Source organism: Microbacterium sp. ISL-59 (assembly GCF_018613945.1).
Lineage (GTDB): Bacteria > Actinomycetota > Actinomycetes > Actinomycetales > Microbacteriaceae > Microbacterium > Microbacterium oxydans_B.
The window spans coordinates 96,541-112,359 of the sequence record NZ_JAGGPG010000001.1 but is presented as its reverse complement, the minus strand read 5'-3'; the positions used below and the strand labels follow the sequence as shown (position 1 = coordinate 112,359).

Genomic DNA, 15,819 nt, shown 5'->3' with positions numbered 1-15,819 from the left:
TCGTGCCGGACGGTCAGGCGGAGCGGGCCACCCGCGCGAGCACGCCGTGCACGAACGCGCCGGAGTCGTCGGTCGAGAATTCCTTCGCGAGCTCCACGGCCTCGTCGATCGCGACAGCCGTCGGCACCTCTTCGTTGTAGAGGATCTCCCACACGGCGATGCGGAGCAGCGCGCGGTCGACCGCGGGCATCCGCTCGAGCTTCCAGTCACGACTGTGCGTCGTGATCTGCTCGTCGATCTCGTCGCGCTGGTCGATGATGCCGTCGACGACCTCACGGGCATAGAGCCAGGAGGCTTCACGTGCAGGCTCGCTGGCCGCACGCTTCGCCTCGGCTGCCAGTGTCACGGCGATGTCATCCCCGCGCACATCGGCGGAGAACAGGATGTCGAGAGCGCGCTTGCGCGCCTTCGTCCGGGCGCTCACGCCTTACTTCTCGCGGCCGAGGTAGTCACCCGTGCGGGTGTCGACCTTGACCTTGGTGCCGGCCTCGACGAACAGCGGCACCTGGATCTCGTAGCCGGTCTCGAGGGTCGCGGGCTTGGTGCCGGCCGACGAGCGGTCGCCCTGCAGGCCCGGCTCGGTGTAGGTGATCTCGAGGATCACGGATGCCGGAAGGTCGATGTAGAGCGGGTTGCCGTGGTTCAGCGCGATGGTCACGGCCTGGTTCTCGAGCAGGAAGTTCTTCGCGTCGCCCACCGTGGCCGCACCGACCGTGATCTGGTCGAAGTCGGTCTGGTCCATGAACACGTAGCCGTCACCATCGGTGTACAGGTACGTGTAATCGCGGCGGTCGACGTTCTCGATCTCGATCTTCGCGCCCGCGTTGTACGTGCGGTCGACGACCTTGCCGGACACGACGTTCTTCAGCTTGGTGCGCACGAACGCACCACCCTTGCCGGGCTTGACGTGCTGGAACTCGATGACGCTCCAGAGCTGCCCGTCGATGCTGAGGACGACGCCGTTCTTGATGTCTGCGGTAGATGCCATGCGCTGCGAGTTCCGTTCGTGTGTCTGCGGGTTCGGACGAGGCCGACAGTCGAGTCTAAGGGATGCGCGCCCGGACCCCCGCACGGCTCATGCCGCGAAGAGACCCGTCACACGAGAACATAGGCCCGCAGCACCGCCTGGCACACCCCGTTGACGTCGGGAGTTTTCGGCGCTCACCCTGGAGGCGAAAGAGAGGGACGCTCATGTCCGGAAGAGCAGCGCGCAGGCGGAGCGGACGTCCTGATGGAGGACTCGATCCAACCCTGGTGACCAGTCAGCCCGCGCTGCGGTCGTCCTCCGGAGCCATCTGGCTCGTCGTCGCCGCGCTGTTCGCCGTCATGAGTCTCGTGCCCCTGGTGGCCATTGCGGTGGACGGCGGCCCCGCGGAATCCGTGGCCCTCGTGACCGCGACGCTCGTGGTCGGTCTTCTGCTCGCGATGCTGGTGATCCGTTGGACGATGCGCGAAGGGCCACCCCGGTTACGCGCGTTGGCAGGCTGCTTCCTCGGCATGGCGCTGATCGCCCTCATCGGCATGGTGATCTGCGTGATGATCGTGTGGATCCCGCTGACGCGCTGAGGACTCGCTTCGATCAGAGGTGCGTGACCAGTTCGCGCACGGCGTCAGCGTAGCCGTCGACGCCGCGGCCGATGACGCGCACCACTGCGACGTCATGCAGGTAAGAGTGGTGGCGGAACTCTTCTCGGGCGTACACATCGGAGATGTGCACCTCGGCGAACGGCAGCGCGACACCGGTCAGCGCGTCCCGCAGCACTACGGACGTGTGCGTGAGCCCCCCGGGGTTGATCACGATGGCCGCGCAGTCCTCGCGCGCGGCGTGGATGGCGTCGATCAGGACGCCTTCGTGATTGCTCTGCACCGCGCGCACCTCGAAATCGAACTCGGCGGCGGCAGCAGCGGTGATCCGCTCGACGTCGGCGAGCGTGGCGGTGCCGTAGACATCGGGTTCGCGCGTGCCCAGCAGGTTCAGGTTCGGGCCGTTGACCAGGAGGATGCGGCGGGTCACGCACCCACCTCCTGGTAGGCGGCGAACATCAGCGACTCGTCCGGGGCCTGCAGCACGGTGGGCTTGGCGATGTCGTCGAGCAGGATGAACCGCAGCATCCCGCCGCGACTCTTCTTGTCGCGCTGCATCGTGGCGAGCAGCTGCGGCCACGCGCCCGCCCGGTAAGACGTGGGAAGACCCAGCGACTCCAGGATGGTGCGGTGGCGCTCAGCCGCGGTATCCGAGAGCCGGCCGGCAAGGCGTGAGAGTTCCGCGGCGTACAGCATCCCCACCGAGACCGCCGCGCCATGCCGCCAGCGATACCGCTCGGCGTGCTCGATCGCGTGCCCGAGGGTGTGTCCGTAGTTGAGGATCTCGCGGAGCCCGGCCTCGCGGAAGTCGTCGGAGACCACCTCGGCCTTCATGCCGATCGCCAGTTCGATCGCACGGCGGAACTCATCCGTCGTCGTGTCCACTGCGCGAACGGGATCGGCCTCGATGATGTCGAGGATCTCCGGCGCCCAGATGAACCCCGCCTTGACCACCTCGGCGAACCCTGCGGTCGCCTCGTTCGGGCTCAGGCTGGCGAGCTCGTCGAGGTCGCCGATCACGGCGCTGGGGGCCCAGAAGGCGCCGACGAGGTTCTTGCCCTCGGCGGTGTTCACGCCGGTCTTCCCGCCGACCGCGGCGTCGACCAGCCCGAGAACGGTGGTGGGCACCTGGACCAGCTGCACACCGCGCAGCCAGGTCGCCGCGACGAAACCTGCGAGATCGGTCACTGCACCGCCGCCGTAGCCGACGACGGCGTCGCTGCGGGTGAAGTCGGCCTGCCCCATGACCTGCCAGCAGAATGCGGCGACCTCGATGCGCTTGCCCTGCTCCGCGTCCGGGATCTCGGCGAGCAGAACTTCGCGCGGCCCTTCGGCCGTGTCGGCGAGCAGACGGTCCCGCAGCTCAGCCGCGCGCGCCGCGAGCGTCGGCGGGTGCACGACCAGGATCTTGCGCACACCCGGCGCGAGGGCAGCGGAGACCTGCTCGAGGATCCCCCGCCCGATCGTGATGTCGTAGGCATCGTTTCCGGTGACACTGATGGTCGTCGTGCTCATCGCTGCTCTCTCCTCCATGTCACGATGTCGTCCGCGATCCTCTGCATCGGACGACGTGAGGTGTCGAAGGTCGTCGAGGCGACCTCGGCGTACCACCTCCGGCGTTCCTCGAAGATCTTCTTCCAGCGCTCGACCGGATCCTCCTCGCCCGCCAGCAGGGGGCGATTGCTGCCGCGCAGCCGGTCGGCCACCGCGTCGACGCTCACCGTCAGGAAGACGACCGGTTGATCCTTGAGCAGATCGCGCGTGTCGGCCTGCGTCACCGCGCCGCCTCCGAGGGAGATCACGCCGCCCTCGGAGAGCGCCTCCGCCACCGCTGCCCGCTCGAGGTCGCGGAAGTGCGCCTCTCCGTGCTCGGCGAAGATGGCAGGGATCGGGCCGTGCGTCGCGACGATGCGCTTGTCGGTGTCGACGAAGGCGACTCCCAGTCGACGCGCGACGCGTCGACCGACGCTGGTCTTGCCGGCGGCCATCGGGCCGACCAGCACCAGCGTCAGCGGGTCAGCCTCGCTCGTCATGCGCGATGAGCGCCGCCTCGGACGCGGGTGTCGTGCGCAGCTCCGCGGGGATGCCGTCGAGGTACCCGTCGAGGTTGCGCCGCGTCTCACGGATGCTGTCGCCGCCGAACTTCTCGAGCACGGCGTTCGCCAGCTCGACCGCGACCATGGCCTCGGCGACCACACCCGCAGCGGGAACCGCGCACACGTCGGAGCGCTGGTGGTGGGCGGTCGCGTCGTCGCCGGTCGCGATGTCGATGGTGCGCAGCGCGTGCGGCACCGTGGCGATCGGCTTCATGCCGGCACGCACGCGCAGGACGGTTCCCGTGGACATACCGCCCTCGGTGCCGCCGGCGCGGTCGGAGCCGCGCGTGATGCCGTCAGCGGTCGCGAACAGCTCGTCGTGCGCCGCCGAGCCACGACGGCGCGTGGTCTCGAATCCATCGCCCACTTCGACGCCCTTGATCGCCTGGATGCTCATCAGTGCCTGGGCGAGACGGCCGTCCAGGCGCCGGTCCCAGTGCACGTGCGAGCCGAGCCCGGGCGGGAGGCCGTACGCCAGCACCTCCACGATGCCGCCGAGCGTGTCGCCGTCCTTCTTCGCATCGTCGACCTCGGCGACCATCAGTGCCGAGGTCGCGGGGTCGAAGCAACGCAGCGGATCGGCGTCCAGGGCATCCACGTCGTCTGGAGTCGGAAGAGCAGACCCCGGAGGAACCTGCACCGGACCGATCGAGAGCGTGTGGCTGACCAGACGGATGCCGAGCTCGCCGAGGAACGAACGGGCGATGGCACCGAGCGCGACGCGTGCGGCCGTCTCTCGAGCACTCGCACGCTCGAGGATCGGACGCGCCTCGTCGAAGTCGTACTTCTGCATGCCCACCAGGTCGGCGTGACCCGGGCGCGGGCGCGTGAGCGGAGCGCTGCGCCCGCGGGACTTGTCGGTGAGCTCGACGGGCTCGGGGTTCATGACCTCGATCCACTTCGGCCACTCGGTGTTACCGATGCGCAGGGCGATCGGGCTACCCAGGCTCTTTCCGTGACGGACGCCGCCCGAGAGGGTCAGCTCATCCTGCTCGAACTTCATTCGCGAGCCACGGCCGTAGCCCAGCTTGCGGCGGGCGAGATCGGCCTGGATGGCTTCGGAGGAGACAGGGACGCCGGAGGGCAGACCCTCCATGACGGCGATGAGTTCTGGGCCGTGGGATTCGCCGGCCGTGAGCACGCGGAGCATTGCTCCAGTCTCCCACGGGTTCGGACCCCCGCTGCGCCGCGTTTCGTCCTGCGCGTCGGGTCAGAGCGCGGCGCGCATCGCGGCGACGACCGAGTCCTCATCCGGCAGCTCTGTGCGGGGATCCCGGTGATGGAAGACGCGGATCTGACGAACGGCCTGGTGCAGCAGCATGCCGAGTCCGGAGATCACGGCCCCGTCGCCCCAACCCGCCGCGAGAGCCGAAGGCCACGGCGCGTAGGCGGCATCGAACAGCGCTCCCCCGCTCTCGGCCAATGCCGTCGAGGTGTCGGCAGGAAGCGCGGTCCCACTGGGCAGAGTCGCGATCGTGAGATCGGCGCGCGAGGGCTTCGCATCGAGCGGCTGCGTCTCCACCAGGACACCGATGTGCGCTCCGAGCGCCACCAGTCCGGCCGCCCGCTCGGGTCGTCGGGCGTGCACGAACACGCGGGTCGCACCCAGCTCCATCGCCGCTACGAGGGCAGAGGCGGCCGTGGCACCGGCCCCGAGGATGCGGACCGTTCCCGCCTCGGTCACGCCGGCCTCGGCCAGCGCGTCGACGATCCCGCCGACATCGGTGTTGAACCCCGCGGGCGCGTCCCCGAGCAGCAGGGTGTTGACAGCACCGGTGAGTTCAGCGTGGGCATCCTTCGTCGCCGCGGCGCGGAACGCCTCCTCCTTCAAGGGCATGGTCAGGGAGAGACCACGCCAGGAGTCGTCGAGTTCCGCGAGGGCGCCCGCGAACGCGGGTGCCGTGACCTGACGGCGTCCGTACTGCCAGTCCACGCCCAGCACGCGGTAGGCCGCGGCATGCAGGTCCGGCGACTTGGAGTGCGCGATCGGGTCGCCCCAGACCGCCAGACGGGTACCGGTCACCGTCTCAGCAGCCCGCGTCGGGGTTGTCCCGGCACCACGCGCGCCACTTCTCGATCCCCTGTTCGTGCTCGGACATGGTCTCGGAGAACTGTGTCTCTCCGGTGTCCAGATTGATCGTGACGAAGTACAGCCAGGGACCGTCCACCGGATGCATGGCGGCATCGATGGCAGCGTCGCTCGCGCTCGAGATCGGGGTCGCGGGGAGCCCCTGGCGCTTATAGGTGTTCCACTCGTTGTCGCTCTCGAGCGCTTCCTTGGAGCTCGAGACGACGCCCTCGTGCAGCGATCCGTAGCCGTACTGGGCGGTCGAGTCCATCTGCAGCAGCATGTCGATGTCCAGGCGGTTCTGGATGACTCGCGACACCTTGGCGAAGTCGTCCAGTCGGCCTTCACGCTGGATGATCGAGGCGATCGTCAGCACGCGCTGCGCGTCTTCGGGCGGCACTCCTGCCTCATCGAGCGCCTGGCGGGTGCGGTCGACCATCCGCTGGATGACCTGTGTCGGGGTGACCTCAGGATCGAAGGTGTACACGGCCGGGAACAGCCAGCCTTCAAGGCTCCTCGCGTCGACTCCGTACTGCGACGGGTCCTTTACCGCGGCCTCGAAGTCGGCGAGCGGAAGCCCGAGCGTCTCGGCCATCGCCGGCAGCGACGAGACGATCGTCGCGCCCTCCCCGACCGACACCGTGTTCTCGAGCTTGTTGGCCTCGTCCTCGAGAGCGGCGAGAGCGGCCTCGGCAGTCATCTTCTGCTGCAGGCGGTAGACACCCGGGTAGAACGTCGGGTTGATGCCCTCGTCGACGAGATAGTCGTAGAACACATCCTCGGTCTTCGTGACACCCGCTTCGTGGAGAGCGATCGAGACCGGCCCGCCGGTGTCGCCTTCCTTGATCGTGACCAGGGCTTCGCCGGTCGCCTGCCCCGCTTCCCAGTCCTTCGGCGCGCCCCAGCCCATGGCCTCGCTGATCCGGTCGCCGTAGGTGTTCGCCACCCAGACACCGGCTCCCGCGAGTCCACCGACGATCGCGAGGACGATGATCAGCGCGATCAGACATCCCTTGCGACGCTTCTTCTTCGGCTTGGCGTCGACGTGATCGTCATGCGGGGCGAAGAGATCGTCGAGCCCCCCGCCGATCACGGGCTCCGGCGCTGCGGCTGCCGCCGGCGATGCGACCACGGGAACGGCTCGCGTCGGCGTGTCGGCGGCATCGGCGGAGTCGCGCACCGGGATCGGCGACGGCGACTCGCCGTTGGCGGCGACCGCCTCGTCGGCGGAAGCACGGACCGGGACAGGTGATGGCTGCAGGGGATCACCCGATGCGCCGTTCGAAGGGGCGGCGGCATCGCCCGAGGCGGCTTCACGAGCCGCACGACGCGACCCCGGAGCGGGCGCACTGTTGTCGACCGTCGGAATCTGCGTGGTCGGCTCCGGAAGGTTCTCGAACAGCTCCCCCAGGCGGGAGTCTGCGTCATGCCGCGGCGTTTCGTTGTCGCGTTCGGACATCGTCAGGCGTGCTCCTCGTCAGGCGAGATGGCCGCACCGGCCGGGTTTCCGGTGCTCTTCTCCATATCGATCGCCTGCTGCAGAAGCACCACGGCGGCGACCTGATCCACAATGCTACGAGACTTCTTCTGAGATCTCCCGGAACTGCGCAGGGCGGCGTGCGCGGTCACGGTGCTCAGCCGCTCGTCCACCAGGCGCACGACGATGCCGCTGCGCTGCTGGAGAGCGGCCGCGAACTCCCGCGCATCGGTGGTCGACGGCGTGTCGACACCCTGCATGTTCACCGGGAGTCCGACGACGAACTCCAGGGGCTCGTACTCCCCCGCGAGCTGTATCAGGCGATCGATCGATGCTTCATCCCGAGGGACCGTCTCGACCGGCACGGCGAGCATGCCGTCGGGGTCGCAGCGGGCGACGCCGACCCTCGCCCGACCCACGTCGATGCCGAGCCGCACACCGCGGCGGAAGCCGCTCACGCGCCGTGCAGCTCCTGCGAGATGGCCTCGAGGGCCGCGGGAAGTGCCGTGGCATCCGCGCCGCCTCCCTGCGCGACATCGTCGCGTCCTCCTCCGCCGCCGCCGAGCACGCCGGCGGCACGCTTCGCGAGCGCTCCCGCCTTCGCGCCGGCGGTTCGAGCAGCATCGTTCGTCGCCACGACCACGACCGGGCGACCGTTGACGACCGCACCGAGGGCGACGACCGCAGCATCGGAGCCGAGCCGATCGCGCACGCCGTTGACGAGGTCGCGCACATCATCGGCAGATGCCACGTCGCCGAGGTTGAGTGCTGCCAGCCGGAAGGCGCCGACGCGCTTCGCGGCCTCGACGATCGCCGGGATCTGCCCCGCGCGCTCTTTGGACTCGAACTGCGCGATGCGCTTTTCGGCGGCCTTCAGGCTCGCCGTGAGATCGGCGATGCGCTCGGGCAGCTGCTCGCGGGGCGTCTTCAGCGAGCTGGTGAGCTGCGAGACGATCGCCCGTTCCGCCGCAAGCTCGCGGAAGGCGTCGGCGCCGACGAGGGCCTCGATACGACGGTTGGATGCACCGACGGACGATTCTCCGACGAGGCTGACCAGACCGATCTCGGCGCTCGTGCCCACGTGCGTGCCTGCGCACAGCTCACGCGACCAGGGGCCGCCGATGTCGACCATGCGTACGACGTCGCCGTACTTCTCGCCGAACAGCGCCATGGCGCCGGCTTCCTTCGCCTCGTCGAGGGAGACGATGCGGGTGGTCACCTCGAGGGCGTCCTGCACCGCGCGGTTGGTGATCTCCTCGATCTCGCTGCGGGTGTCGGCGGAGAGCGCCTGCGACCAGGAGAAGTCGAATCGCATGTAGCCGGCACGGTTCAACGAACCCGCCTGCGTCGCGGTCGGTCCGAGCGTGTCGCGGAGGGCGGCGTGCACGAGGTGAGTCGCGGAGTGCGCCTGGCGTGCCGCGCGGCGATTGGCGGCATCGACGACGGTCGTCGCGATGTCATCGACCGCGACGCTTCCGCGGACGACCTCGACGGTGTGGCTGATGAGACCGGGAACGGGCTTCTGCACGTCGAGGACCTCGAGCTCGTAGCCCGGTCCGACGATCGTGCCCTTGTCGGCGACCTGTCCGCCCGATTCCGCATACAGGGTGGTCTCGCTGAGCACGACCTCGGCGATCTGTCCCTCGGCGGCGCTGCGCACCGGGACCCCGTCGACGAGGAGCCCGATCACACGCGATTCGACTTCGAGCGCCGTGTATCCGTCGAAGCCGGTCTCGCCCAGGGCGCGCAGGTCGCGGTACACCGAGACGTCGGCGAGCTGGCGCTTGCGATTGCGAGCGTCAGCCTTGGCGCGCTGGCGCTGCTCCTGCATGAGCGTGTCGAATGCGGTGCGGTCGACCTCGAGCCCGGCCTCTTCGGCAACCTCGAGGGTGAGATCGATCGGGAAGCCGTAGGTGTCGTGCAGCAGGAAGGCCTCGGGACCACTGAGGGTCTTGCCGCCGCCCTTCTTGGTCTCGTCCAGAGCGAGGTCGAGAATCGTCGAACCGGCGACGAGCGTGCGACGGAAGGTCTCCTCCTCGGCGAAGGCCGAGGCCGAGAGCACTGACCAGTCCTTCTCGAGCTCCGGGTAGGTCGTCTTCATCACGTCGCGCGATGCGGCGAACAGTTCCGGGAACACCGGCTCATCGACGCCCAGGAGGCGCATGGAGCGAACCGTGCGGCGCATCAGGCGGCGGAGGATGTACCCGCGTCCCTCGTTGGAGGGACGAACCCCGTCGGAGAGGAGCATGAGCGAGGAGCGCACGTGGTCGGCGACGACGCGGAAGCGCACGTCATCCTCGTGCTGCACGCCGTAGCGGCGTCCGGAGAGCTCGATGGCGCGGTCCAGCACCGGACGCACCTGGTCCGACTCGTACATGTTCTCGACGCCCTGCTTGAGGAAAGCGACGCGCTCGAGTCCCATGCCGGTGTCGATGTTCTTCATCGGCAGCTCGCCGACGATATCGAACTCGGTCTTGCCACGGATGTTCTCGATGAAGTCCTGCATGAACACGAGGTTCCAGATCTCCAGGAACCTCGTGTCGTCGACGGCCGGGCCGCCGTCTTTGCCGTATGCCGGTCCTCGATCGAAGAAGATCTCGGAGTCGGGGCCACCGGGACCGGGCTGGCCGGTGTTCCAGTAGTTGTCCGCACGCCCCAGCCGCTGGATGCGCTCGGGCTTCAGTCCGATGATGTCGCGCCAGATGGCCTCGGCCTCGTCGTCGGTCTCGTAGACGGTGACCCAAAGGTCCTTCTCGTCGAAACCGAGACCGCCGTCGGACTCGGAGCTCGTCAGCAGCTCCCAGGCGTAGCGGATCGCGCCTTCTTTGAAGTAGTCGCCGAACGACCAGTTGCCCAGCATCTGGAAGAACGTGCCGTGACGCGCGGTGCGACCGACCTCTTCGATGTCGTTCGTGCGGATGCACTTCTGCACATCGGCGATGCGAGGATGCGGGGCGGGGACGACACCCGTGAGATACGGGATCATCGGCACCATCCCGGCGACCGTGAACAGCAGCGAAGGGTCGTCGCTGACCAGCGAGGCCGAAGGGACGATGAGGTGGTCGTTCTTCTCGAAGAAGTCGAGGTAACGCTGCGCGATCTCCGCAGTTTTCATAGAGTGCCGGGTGTCCTTGCGTGAAGATGCCGCGCCGTGGCGCTGCTGCGGTGGTTCAGTTGTCGCCCGGCTCCGTGAGCCGTGCCTCCTGCTCGCGGTAGGCGTCGCCGATGAGTGCGGTGAAACCGTTGATCCTGGCGTCGACCTCGGCGAGGATGTCGTGACCGCGCGGGTCCTTGTTCATGAAGTGAGCCGCGACGAAGCCGCCGATCACACCGACCAGGAACCATTGCACGTTCTTCATGTCGTCATCCTTGCCCTTGATCCGCGAAGGCGCGGTGTCACCATCGTATGCCGAAACGACAAGAGGCGTCGGGTCACCCCGACGCCTCTTGCGCTGCTGCTCTCAGAGAGCAGCGTGAGCGATGCTCAGCGTGCTGCGTAGTACTCGACGACGAGCTGCACTTCACAGGTCACGGGGACCTCGGCGCGCTTCGGACGACGGACAAGACGCGACTGGAGCTTGTCGAGCTCGACCTCGAGGTAGCCGGGAACGGGAGGCAGAACCTCGGCGTGACCGCCGGCTGCTGCCACCTGGAAGGGCTCGGTGCCCTCGCTCTTGGGCTTGACGTGGATGAGCTGACCCGGCTTCACGCGGAACGACGGGCGGTCGACGAGCTGGCCGTCGACGAGGATGTGACGGTGCACGACGAGCTGGCGAGCCTGTGCGGTGGTGCGGGCGAAGCCCGAACGCACCACGAGTGCGTCGAGACGCATCTCGAGGAGCTCGACCAGGTTCTCACCGGTCAGACCGTCGTGACGACGGGCCTCGTTGAACGTGTTGCGCATCTGCTTCTCGCGGATGCCGTACTGCTCGCGCAGACGCTGCTTCTCACGCAGACGGACGGCGTAGTCGCTGTCTGCCTTGCGCTTGGTGCGGCCGTGCTCACCCGGAGCGTAGGGACGCTTCTCGAGGTAGCGGGCGGCCTTCGGGGTGAGCGGGATGCCGAGGGCACGGCTCAGACGCACCTTGCGGCGGTCCTGGGACTTCGTGGTCACGAAGCTGTCCTTCCGATGACGTGGTCGCGACTTTCACGACCCACGGACGTATCGTCCGCGTTCTGCCTTGGAGCGCACGCCGGGGCGCCAGCAAGGTGTGGTGTGAACGAGGAGATGCCCGAAAACACGGTTTCGAGCCGCTCAAGTCTAACAGATCGCGGCTCCGCGGCCGATCGTGCGGGTCACCGGTCGCCGAGGATGCGGCGGATGCGCTCGAGCCGCGAACCGATGTCGCGCTCGGCGCCCAGGTTCTTCGGCTCGTAGTAGTGCTTGCCGTCGAGCTCGTCCGGCAGGTACTGCTGCGCCACCACGCCGTACTCGCTGTCGTGCGAGTACACGTAACCGCGGCCGTGGCCGAGGCGCTTGGCCCCCGGATAGTGCGCGTCGCGCAGGTGCAGCGGCACACGTCCGAAGCCGCCGGAGCGGATGTCGGCGATCGCGGCATCGATTCCCACATAGGCGGCGTTCGATTTCGCGGTGGTGGCGAGGTACACGGTCGCCTCGGCAAGCGGGATGCGTCCCTCCGGCATGCCGATGAACGCCACCGCGTCGGCAGCGGCGACGGCGATGACGAGACCCTGAGGGTCGGCCAGACCGACGTCTTCCGACGCGGAGATCACCAGGCGCCGGGCGATGAACCGCGGGTCCTCCCCCGCTTCGATCATGCGCGCGAGGTAGTGCAGGGCCGCATCGGGGTCGGACCCCCTGATCGACTTGATGAACGCACTGATGACGTCGTAGTGCTCGTCGCCCTGCCGGTCGTAGCGCAGCAGCGCCTTGTCGACGGCCTGCGCGACGTCGTCGGCGGAGACCTCGGGCACCGTCGCTGCATCGTCTGCCGTGGCCGATTCACTGGCCTCACCGTCGTCGGAATCACTCTCCGCGGCGGACGCGTGCGAGAGAGCGACGGCGGCGCCGGCCTCGAGACCGGTGAGCGCACGCCTGGCGTCTCCGGATGCGAGCCGGATCAGCGCGGCCCGCGCCTCGCTGCTCAGTGCGACGGCGCCGTTCAGACCCCGCGCATCGACGACCGCGCGATCGACGAGCACGCCGATGTCGTCGTCGGTGAGCGGCTGCAGCGTGAGCAGCAGGGAACGCGACAGCAGCGGAGAGATCACGGAGAACGACGGGTTCTCGGTGGTCGCGGCGATCAGGATCACCCACCCGTTCTCGACGCCGGGCAGCAGAGCGTCTTGCTGCGCCTTCGTGAACCGGTGGATCTCATCGAGGAAGAGGATCGTGGTCTGACCGTAGAGGTCGCGCTGCGTGATCGCCTCCTGCATCACCTCGCGCACGTCTTTGACGCCGGCGGTGATGGCGGACAGCTCGACGAAGCGGCGCCCGGACGAGCGCGCGATCGCCTGCGCAAGCGTGGTCTTTCCGGTGCCCGGCGGCCCCCAGAGGATGATCGAGACCGCTCCGGGCGAGGTCGCCTCCGGATCGGCGAGGGCGACGATGGGAGACCCTGCACGCAACAGGTGCCGCTGCCCCGCGACCTCGTCGAGCGAGATCGGGCGCATGCGCACGGCGAGAGGCGTCTGCCCGGAGAGCAGCGCGGCAGGGGACGTCATCCCTCCAGGCTACCGGCGGCCCCCGACACTTCGGACGAGCGGGCGCGTCCCGGTAGGCTCTCAGGCGACGCTGCGTACCGGCGTCGGAACGGGAGATCCAGGGCATGGCCGCACGCGGTTCCAAGAACGCACAGTCACGCACCGCTGCAGAGCGCGCACGACTGCACACCGCGCGCACCCAGTGGCACGACGGGCAGATCCGGCGCCGCGTCCGCGACAACACGATCGCCGCGATCGTCGGCAGCCTCATCGTCGTCGCCGCGATCGGCAGTCAGGTCGTGCACGCGCAGGTGACCGCACCGGAGCCAGCTCCGACTCCCACCGTCGAGCCGACGACCGCGCCGACCGACGCACCGACGACGGTTCCCACCGACGCGCCTTCGGAGAGCCCGGCACCGCTCCCCTCCGAGAGCCCCGCGGAGTAGCGCACCGGGCCGACGGGCCTCGCTAGCCGCGGTTCGGCAGCACATACGACGACGGGTCCGCTTCGAGGCGGGCGCCGACCAGGGTGTGCAGAGCCGGATACGCCGAGGCGTCGCCGACCAGGATCCCCCCGAGAAGCGTGTGTGCGTCTCCCGCCAGCACCAGCTTGCGGTAGACCCCGGCGACGGGATCCGCGTAGAGCACGTCGACCGCGTCCGGCGTCCGTGCGAGCGCGTCCCCGAAACTCGCCACATCGACGCCGGCCAGGGTGATGGCAGCGGATTCGTCGAAACCGGCGAACCTCGCGTCGTGCCCGAGGACGCGCCCCACCGCCACATCGGCCATGTCGCGGGCCGGAGCGACGAGACCGAATCGGCGTCCGTCGAGACTGGCGACCTCGCCGATGGCCAACACCGACGGATCCGAGGTCTGGCAGGTGTCGTCGATGACGATGCCTCCGTAGGGATGAACCGCGATCCCGGCATTGCGGGCGAGCTCGTCGCGGGCTCGCAACCCGACCGTGAACACGACGACGTCGACACGTTGGAAGGAGCCGTCCTGGAACTCGATCGCCGTGACGACGCCGGACTCGTCCGGGTCCAGCCGCGTCACGCGTGTCCCCGTGCGCACCGCGATCCCCCGAGCCTGCAGATGGCGTTTCACGATGCTTCCGGCGGTGCCGTCGAGCTGCGCCTCCATCAGCCGATCCGCGTACTGCACCACCGTGGCATCGACCCCGATGGCCTGCAGCGCCCCGGCGGCCTCGAGCCCGATGGGGCCGCCGCCGACGACCACCCCGCGCAGATCCCGCTCGAGCTCCGACGCGCGTGCGCCCACGAAGTCACGCAGCGCCTCCGCATCTTCGACGGTGCGATACGAGAAGCAGCCGGGAAGCCCCGCACCTTCCACCGCCACCCTGCCGGCGGAAGCCCCGGTCGCGAGCACGAGGAGGTCGTACCGATGCAGGCGGCGGGAACGGGTGCGCACGGTCTTCGCCCGACGGTCGATGTGCAGCACACGATCGTCGAGGACCAACTCGACGCGGTCATCCTCGAATGCCGCGAACGGCAGCGGGAGGTCGTCAGCCGAGCCGCCGAGGAACAGCTCCCGCAGCCGCGTGCGGTCGTACGGGGCGCGCCCCTCGTCGCCGATCACCGTGACCCGCACGTCATCGCCCGCCCGCTGCACGAGCTGTTCGACGAAATGCTGGGCCGCCATCCCCGCACCGACGACGACGATCTCGGTGGTGAGCGGATGATTCATCGGTACGGCTCCTGTCGGCGGCGATCGTGCCGTACCCGTGACGCTATTCGGCCCGTGTTTCTCGGATGTCACGCGAGATGTTTCGCGCCGCGAACGATCGCATCACGGATACATAACGACAGTCGTCTCACACCGCGATGAACGGGAAGTGAGGGATTCGCTCCACAGCCGTAACCTCACATGCGGCCCCCGGAAACGAGGCTCGCGCATGCTCGAGTCAGTCGAGCATCCGTGCTCCCGTCCCCGTGGAGGTCCTGTGTCCTACATCAAGCCCGCCGAGCTCGCCACACGCATGGTCGATGCCGGCGCCTACAAGCTGCAGCTGTCGACCCGCGACACTCTGATCCGCGCGTTCTTGGGCGCCGCGCTCCTCACCATCGCCGCCGCCTTCGCGGTCACGGTCTCGACGCAGACGGGTCAGCCGCTACTGGGCGCCGTCCTGTTCCCGGTCGGTTTCGTGATGCTCTATCTGCTCGGCTACGACCTGCTCACCGGCGTATTCACGCTCGGACCGCTCGCCGTGCTCGACCGTCGCCCCGGTGCCACGTTCGGTGCACTGATGCGCAACTGGGGTCTCGTCTTCCTCGGCAACTTCGGCGGTGCCTTCCTCGTCGCGATCCTGATGGCCGTGTACTTCACCTACGGATTCTCGACCGCACCCAGCGCCGTGGGCGAGGCGATCAGCGAGATCGGCCACGGGCGCACGGTCGGGTACGCGGATCACGGTGCCGCCGGGATGCTGACGCTCTTCATCCGCGGCGTGCTGTGCAACTGGATGGTCTCGACCGGCGTGGTGCTCGCGATGGTGTCGGACAGCACGATCGGCAAGATCGTCGCGATGTGGCTGCCGATCATGCTCTTCTTCTACATGGGCTTCGAGCACTCGATCGTGAACATGTTCCTGTTCCCCTCCGGACTCCTGATGGGCGCCGACTTCACCGTCTGGGACTACCTCGTCTGGAATGAGCTGCCGACGGTCGTGGGGAACCTCGTCGGCGGGCTGCTCTTCGTCGGTCTGCCGATCTACTACACGCACGGCCGCCCGAAGGCGCGGGCCGCCCGCGAGGCGCGCCGAACCGAGCGCCGGTCGCGCGTGTCGGTCGTCGAGATGACCGCAGCGGCCGAGCCGGCAGCGGGCCTCGACACCAGCGCGGCTGAGCGGGAGCCGTCGCGGGTCTGACCGGGATGAGCACGGAGAGGGGGCGGATGCTTCGGCATCCGCC

General features: G+C 68.6%; 17 protein-coding genes. 3 read left to right on the top strand and 14 right to left on the bottom strand.

Going from position 1 to position 15,819, the window contains the following annotated elements:
* Positions 1-13 precede the first annotated feature (13 nt).
* Together nusB and efp are read right to left on the bottom strand one after the other, a co-directional pair.
* Positions 14-424: a transcription antitermination factor NusB gene (gene nusB / locus J7E45_RS00545; RefSeq protein WP_215066433.1), complete on the bottom strand. Its 411-nt coding sequence runs from the start codon at positions 422-424 to the stop codon at positions 14-16.
* A gap of 3 nt (positions 425-427) precedes the next feature.
* Positions 428-988 carry an elongation factor P gene (efp, locus tag J7E45_RS00540; RefSeq protein ID WP_091036454.1) on the bottom strand — a complete coding sequence of 187 codons (561 nt, stop codon included), beginning with the start codon at positions 986-988 and terminating at the stop codon, positions 428-430.
* 266 nt (positions 989-1,254) lie between these two features.
* Here efp and J7E45_RS00535 point away from each other — a divergent pair, with 266 nt between their 5' ends.
* Positions 1,255-1,566 carry a hypothetical protein gene (locus J7E45_RS00535; RefSeq protein WP_215066431.1) on the top strand — a complete coding sequence of 104 codons (312 nt, stop codon included), beginning with the start codon at positions 1,255-1,257 and terminating at the stop codon, positions 1,564-1,566.
* Between the two features lie 13 nt (positions 1,567-1,579).
* Here the strand turns inward: J7E45_RS00535 and aroQ are convergent, their stop codons facing one another.
* The 11 genes from aroQ to J7E45_RS00480 form a co-directional block, all read right to left on the bottom strand.
* On the bottom strand, positions 1,580-2,014 hold the full coding sequence (gene aroQ / locus J7E45_RS00530) for a type II 3-dehydroquinate dehydratase (protein WP_215066429.1): 435 nt from the start codon (positions 2,012-2,014) through the stop codon (positions 1,580-1,582).
* Positions 2,011-3,099 carry a 3-dehydroquinate synthase gene (gene aroB, locus J7E45_RS00525; protein ID WP_215066427.1) on the bottom strand — a complete coding sequence of 363 codons (1,089 nt, stop codon included), beginning with the start codon at positions 3,097-3,099 and terminating at the stop codon, positions 2,011-2,013. Before aroB ends, aroQ begins: the two co-directional genes overlap by 4 nt.
* On the bottom strand, positions 3,096-3,617 hold the full coding sequence (locus tag J7E45_RS00520) for a shikimate kinase (protein WP_029263341.1): 522 nt from the start codon (positions 3,615-3,617) through the stop codon (positions 3,096-3,098). Before J7E45_RS00520 ends, aroB begins: the two co-directional genes overlap by 4 nt.
* The gene (gene aroC / locus J7E45_RS00515) at positions 3,601-4,830 is read right to left on the bottom strand and encodes a chorismate synthase (RefSeq protein WP_215066421.1); all 1,230 of its coding nucleotides are present in this window, start codon (positions 4,828-4,830) and stop codon (positions 3,601-3,603) included. Before aroC ends, J7E45_RS00520 begins: the two co-directional genes overlap by 17 nt.
* Before the next feature lie 60 nt (positions 4,831-4,890).
* A complete protein-coding gene (locus J7E45_RS00510) occupies positions 4,891-5,703 on the bottom strand; it encodes a shikimate dehydrogenase (protein ID WP_215066416.1) in 813 nt (270 codons plus the stop codon).
* A 4-nt stretch (positions 5,704-5,707) separates the two neighbouring features.
* Positions 5,708-7,207 (bottom strand): endolytic transglycosylase MltG, encoded by a 1,500-nt coding sequence (gene mltG, locus J7E45_RS00505; protein ID WP_215066413.1) that lies wholly within the window; start codon positions 7,205-7,207, stop codon positions 5,708-5,710.
* Between the two features lie 2 nt (positions 7,208-7,209).
* Entirely contained in the window at positions 7,210-7,683 is a 474-nt protein-coding gene (ruvX, locus tag J7E45_RS00500; protein WP_215066411.1) for a Holliday junction resolvase RuvX, read from the bottom strand.
* Positions 7,680-10,340 (bottom strand): alanine--tRNA ligase, encoded by a 2,661-nt coding sequence (alaS, locus tag J7E45_RS00495; RefSeq protein ID WP_215066409.1) that lies wholly within the window; start codon positions 10,338-10,340, stop codon positions 7,680-7,682. Before alaS ends, ruvX begins: the two co-directional genes overlap by 4 nt.
* A gap of 55 nt (positions 10,341-10,395) precedes the next feature.
* Complete coding sequence (locus J7E45_RS00490) at positions 10,396-10,584, bottom strand: hypothetical protein (protein WP_029263335.1); 189 nt, start codon at positions 10,582-10,584, stop codon at positions 10,396-10,398.
* Positions 10,585-10,709: 125 nt separating this feature from the next.
* On the bottom strand, positions 10,710-11,339 hold the full coding sequence (rpsD, locus tag J7E45_RS00485) for a 30S ribosomal protein S4 (RefSeq protein WP_029263334.1): 630 nt from the start codon (positions 11,337-11,339) through the stop codon (positions 10,710-10,712).
* Positions 11,340-11,521: 182 nt separating this feature from the next.
* Positions 11,522-12,910: a replication-associated recombination protein A gene (locus J7E45_RS00480; RefSeq protein WP_215066408.1), complete on the bottom strand. Its 1,389-nt coding sequence runs from the start codon at positions 12,908-12,910 to the stop codon at positions 11,522-11,524.
* A 104-nt stretch (positions 12,911-13,014) separates the two neighbouring features.
* Between J7E45_RS00480 and J7E45_RS00475 the strand changes: the two genes are divergently transcribed.
* Positions 13,015-13,335 (top strand): hypothetical protein, encoded by a 321-nt coding sequence (locus J7E45_RS00475; RefSeq protein WP_215066406.1) that lies wholly within the window; start codon positions 13,015-13,017, stop codon positions 13,333-13,335.
* Between the two features lie 22 nt (positions 13,336-13,357).
* Here J7E45_RS00475 and J7E45_RS00470 read toward each other — a convergent pair whose 3' ends face one another.
* Positions 13,358-14,596, bottom strand: coding sequence for an FAD-dependent oxidoreductase (locus J7E45_RS00470; protein WP_215066404.1), 1,239 nt, complete (start codon positions 14,594-14,596; stop codon positions 13,358-13,360).
* Positions 14,597-14,852: 256 nt separating this feature from the next.
* Here J7E45_RS00470 and J7E45_RS00465 point away from each other — a divergent pair, with 256 nt between their 5' ends.
* Positions 14,853-15,776, top strand: a complete 924-nt coding sequence (locus J7E45_RS00465; RefSeq protein WP_308162010.1) for a formate/nitrite transporter family protein — start codon at positions 14,853-14,855, stop codon at positions 15,774-15,776.
* Positions 15,777-15,819: the final 43 nt, after the last annotated feature.

Excerpts from the sequence above, each read along its gene's own strand:
- J7E45_RS00490 (WP_029263335.1), bottom strand. The coding sequence starts at position 10,584 with ATGAAGAACGTGCAATGGTTCCTGGTCGGTGTGATCGGCGGCTTCGTC.
- alaS (WP_215066409.1), bottom strand. The coding sequence starts at position 10,340 with ATGAAAACTGCGGAGATCGCGCAGCGTTACCTCGACTTCTTCGAGAAG.
- mltG (WP_215066413.1), bottom strand. The coding sequence starts at position 7,207 with ATGTCCGAACGCGACAACGAAACGCCGCGGCATGACGCAGACTCCCGC.
- J7E45_RS00475 (WP_215066406.1), top strand. The coding sequence starts at position 13,015 with ATGGCCGCACGCGGTTCCAAGAACGCACAGTCACGCACCGCTGCAGAG.
- aroB (WP_215066427.1), bottom strand. The coding sequence starts at position 3,099 with ATGAGCACGACGACCATCAGTGTCACCGGAAACGATGCCTACGACATC.
- aroC (WP_215066421.1), bottom strand. The coding sequence starts at position 4,830 with ATGCTCCGCGTGCTCACGGCCGGCGAATCCCACGGCCCAGAACTCATC.
- J7E45_RS00470 (WP_215066404.1), bottom strand. The coding sequence starts at position 14,596 with ATGAATCATCCGCTCACCACCGAGATCGTCGTCGTCGGTGCGGGGATG.
- J7E45_RS00520 (WP_029263341.1), bottom strand. The coding sequence starts at position 3,617 with ATGACGAGCGAGGCTGACCCGCTGACGCTGGTGCTGGTCGGCCCGATG.
- efp (WP_091036454.1), bottom strand. The coding sequence starts at position 988 with ATGGCATCTACCGCAGACATCAAGAACGGCGTCGTCCTCAGCATCGAC.
- J7E45_RS00480 (WP_215066408.1), bottom strand. The coding sequence starts at position 12,910 with ATGACGTCCCCTGCCGCGCTGCTCTCCGGGCAGACGCCTCTCGCCGTG.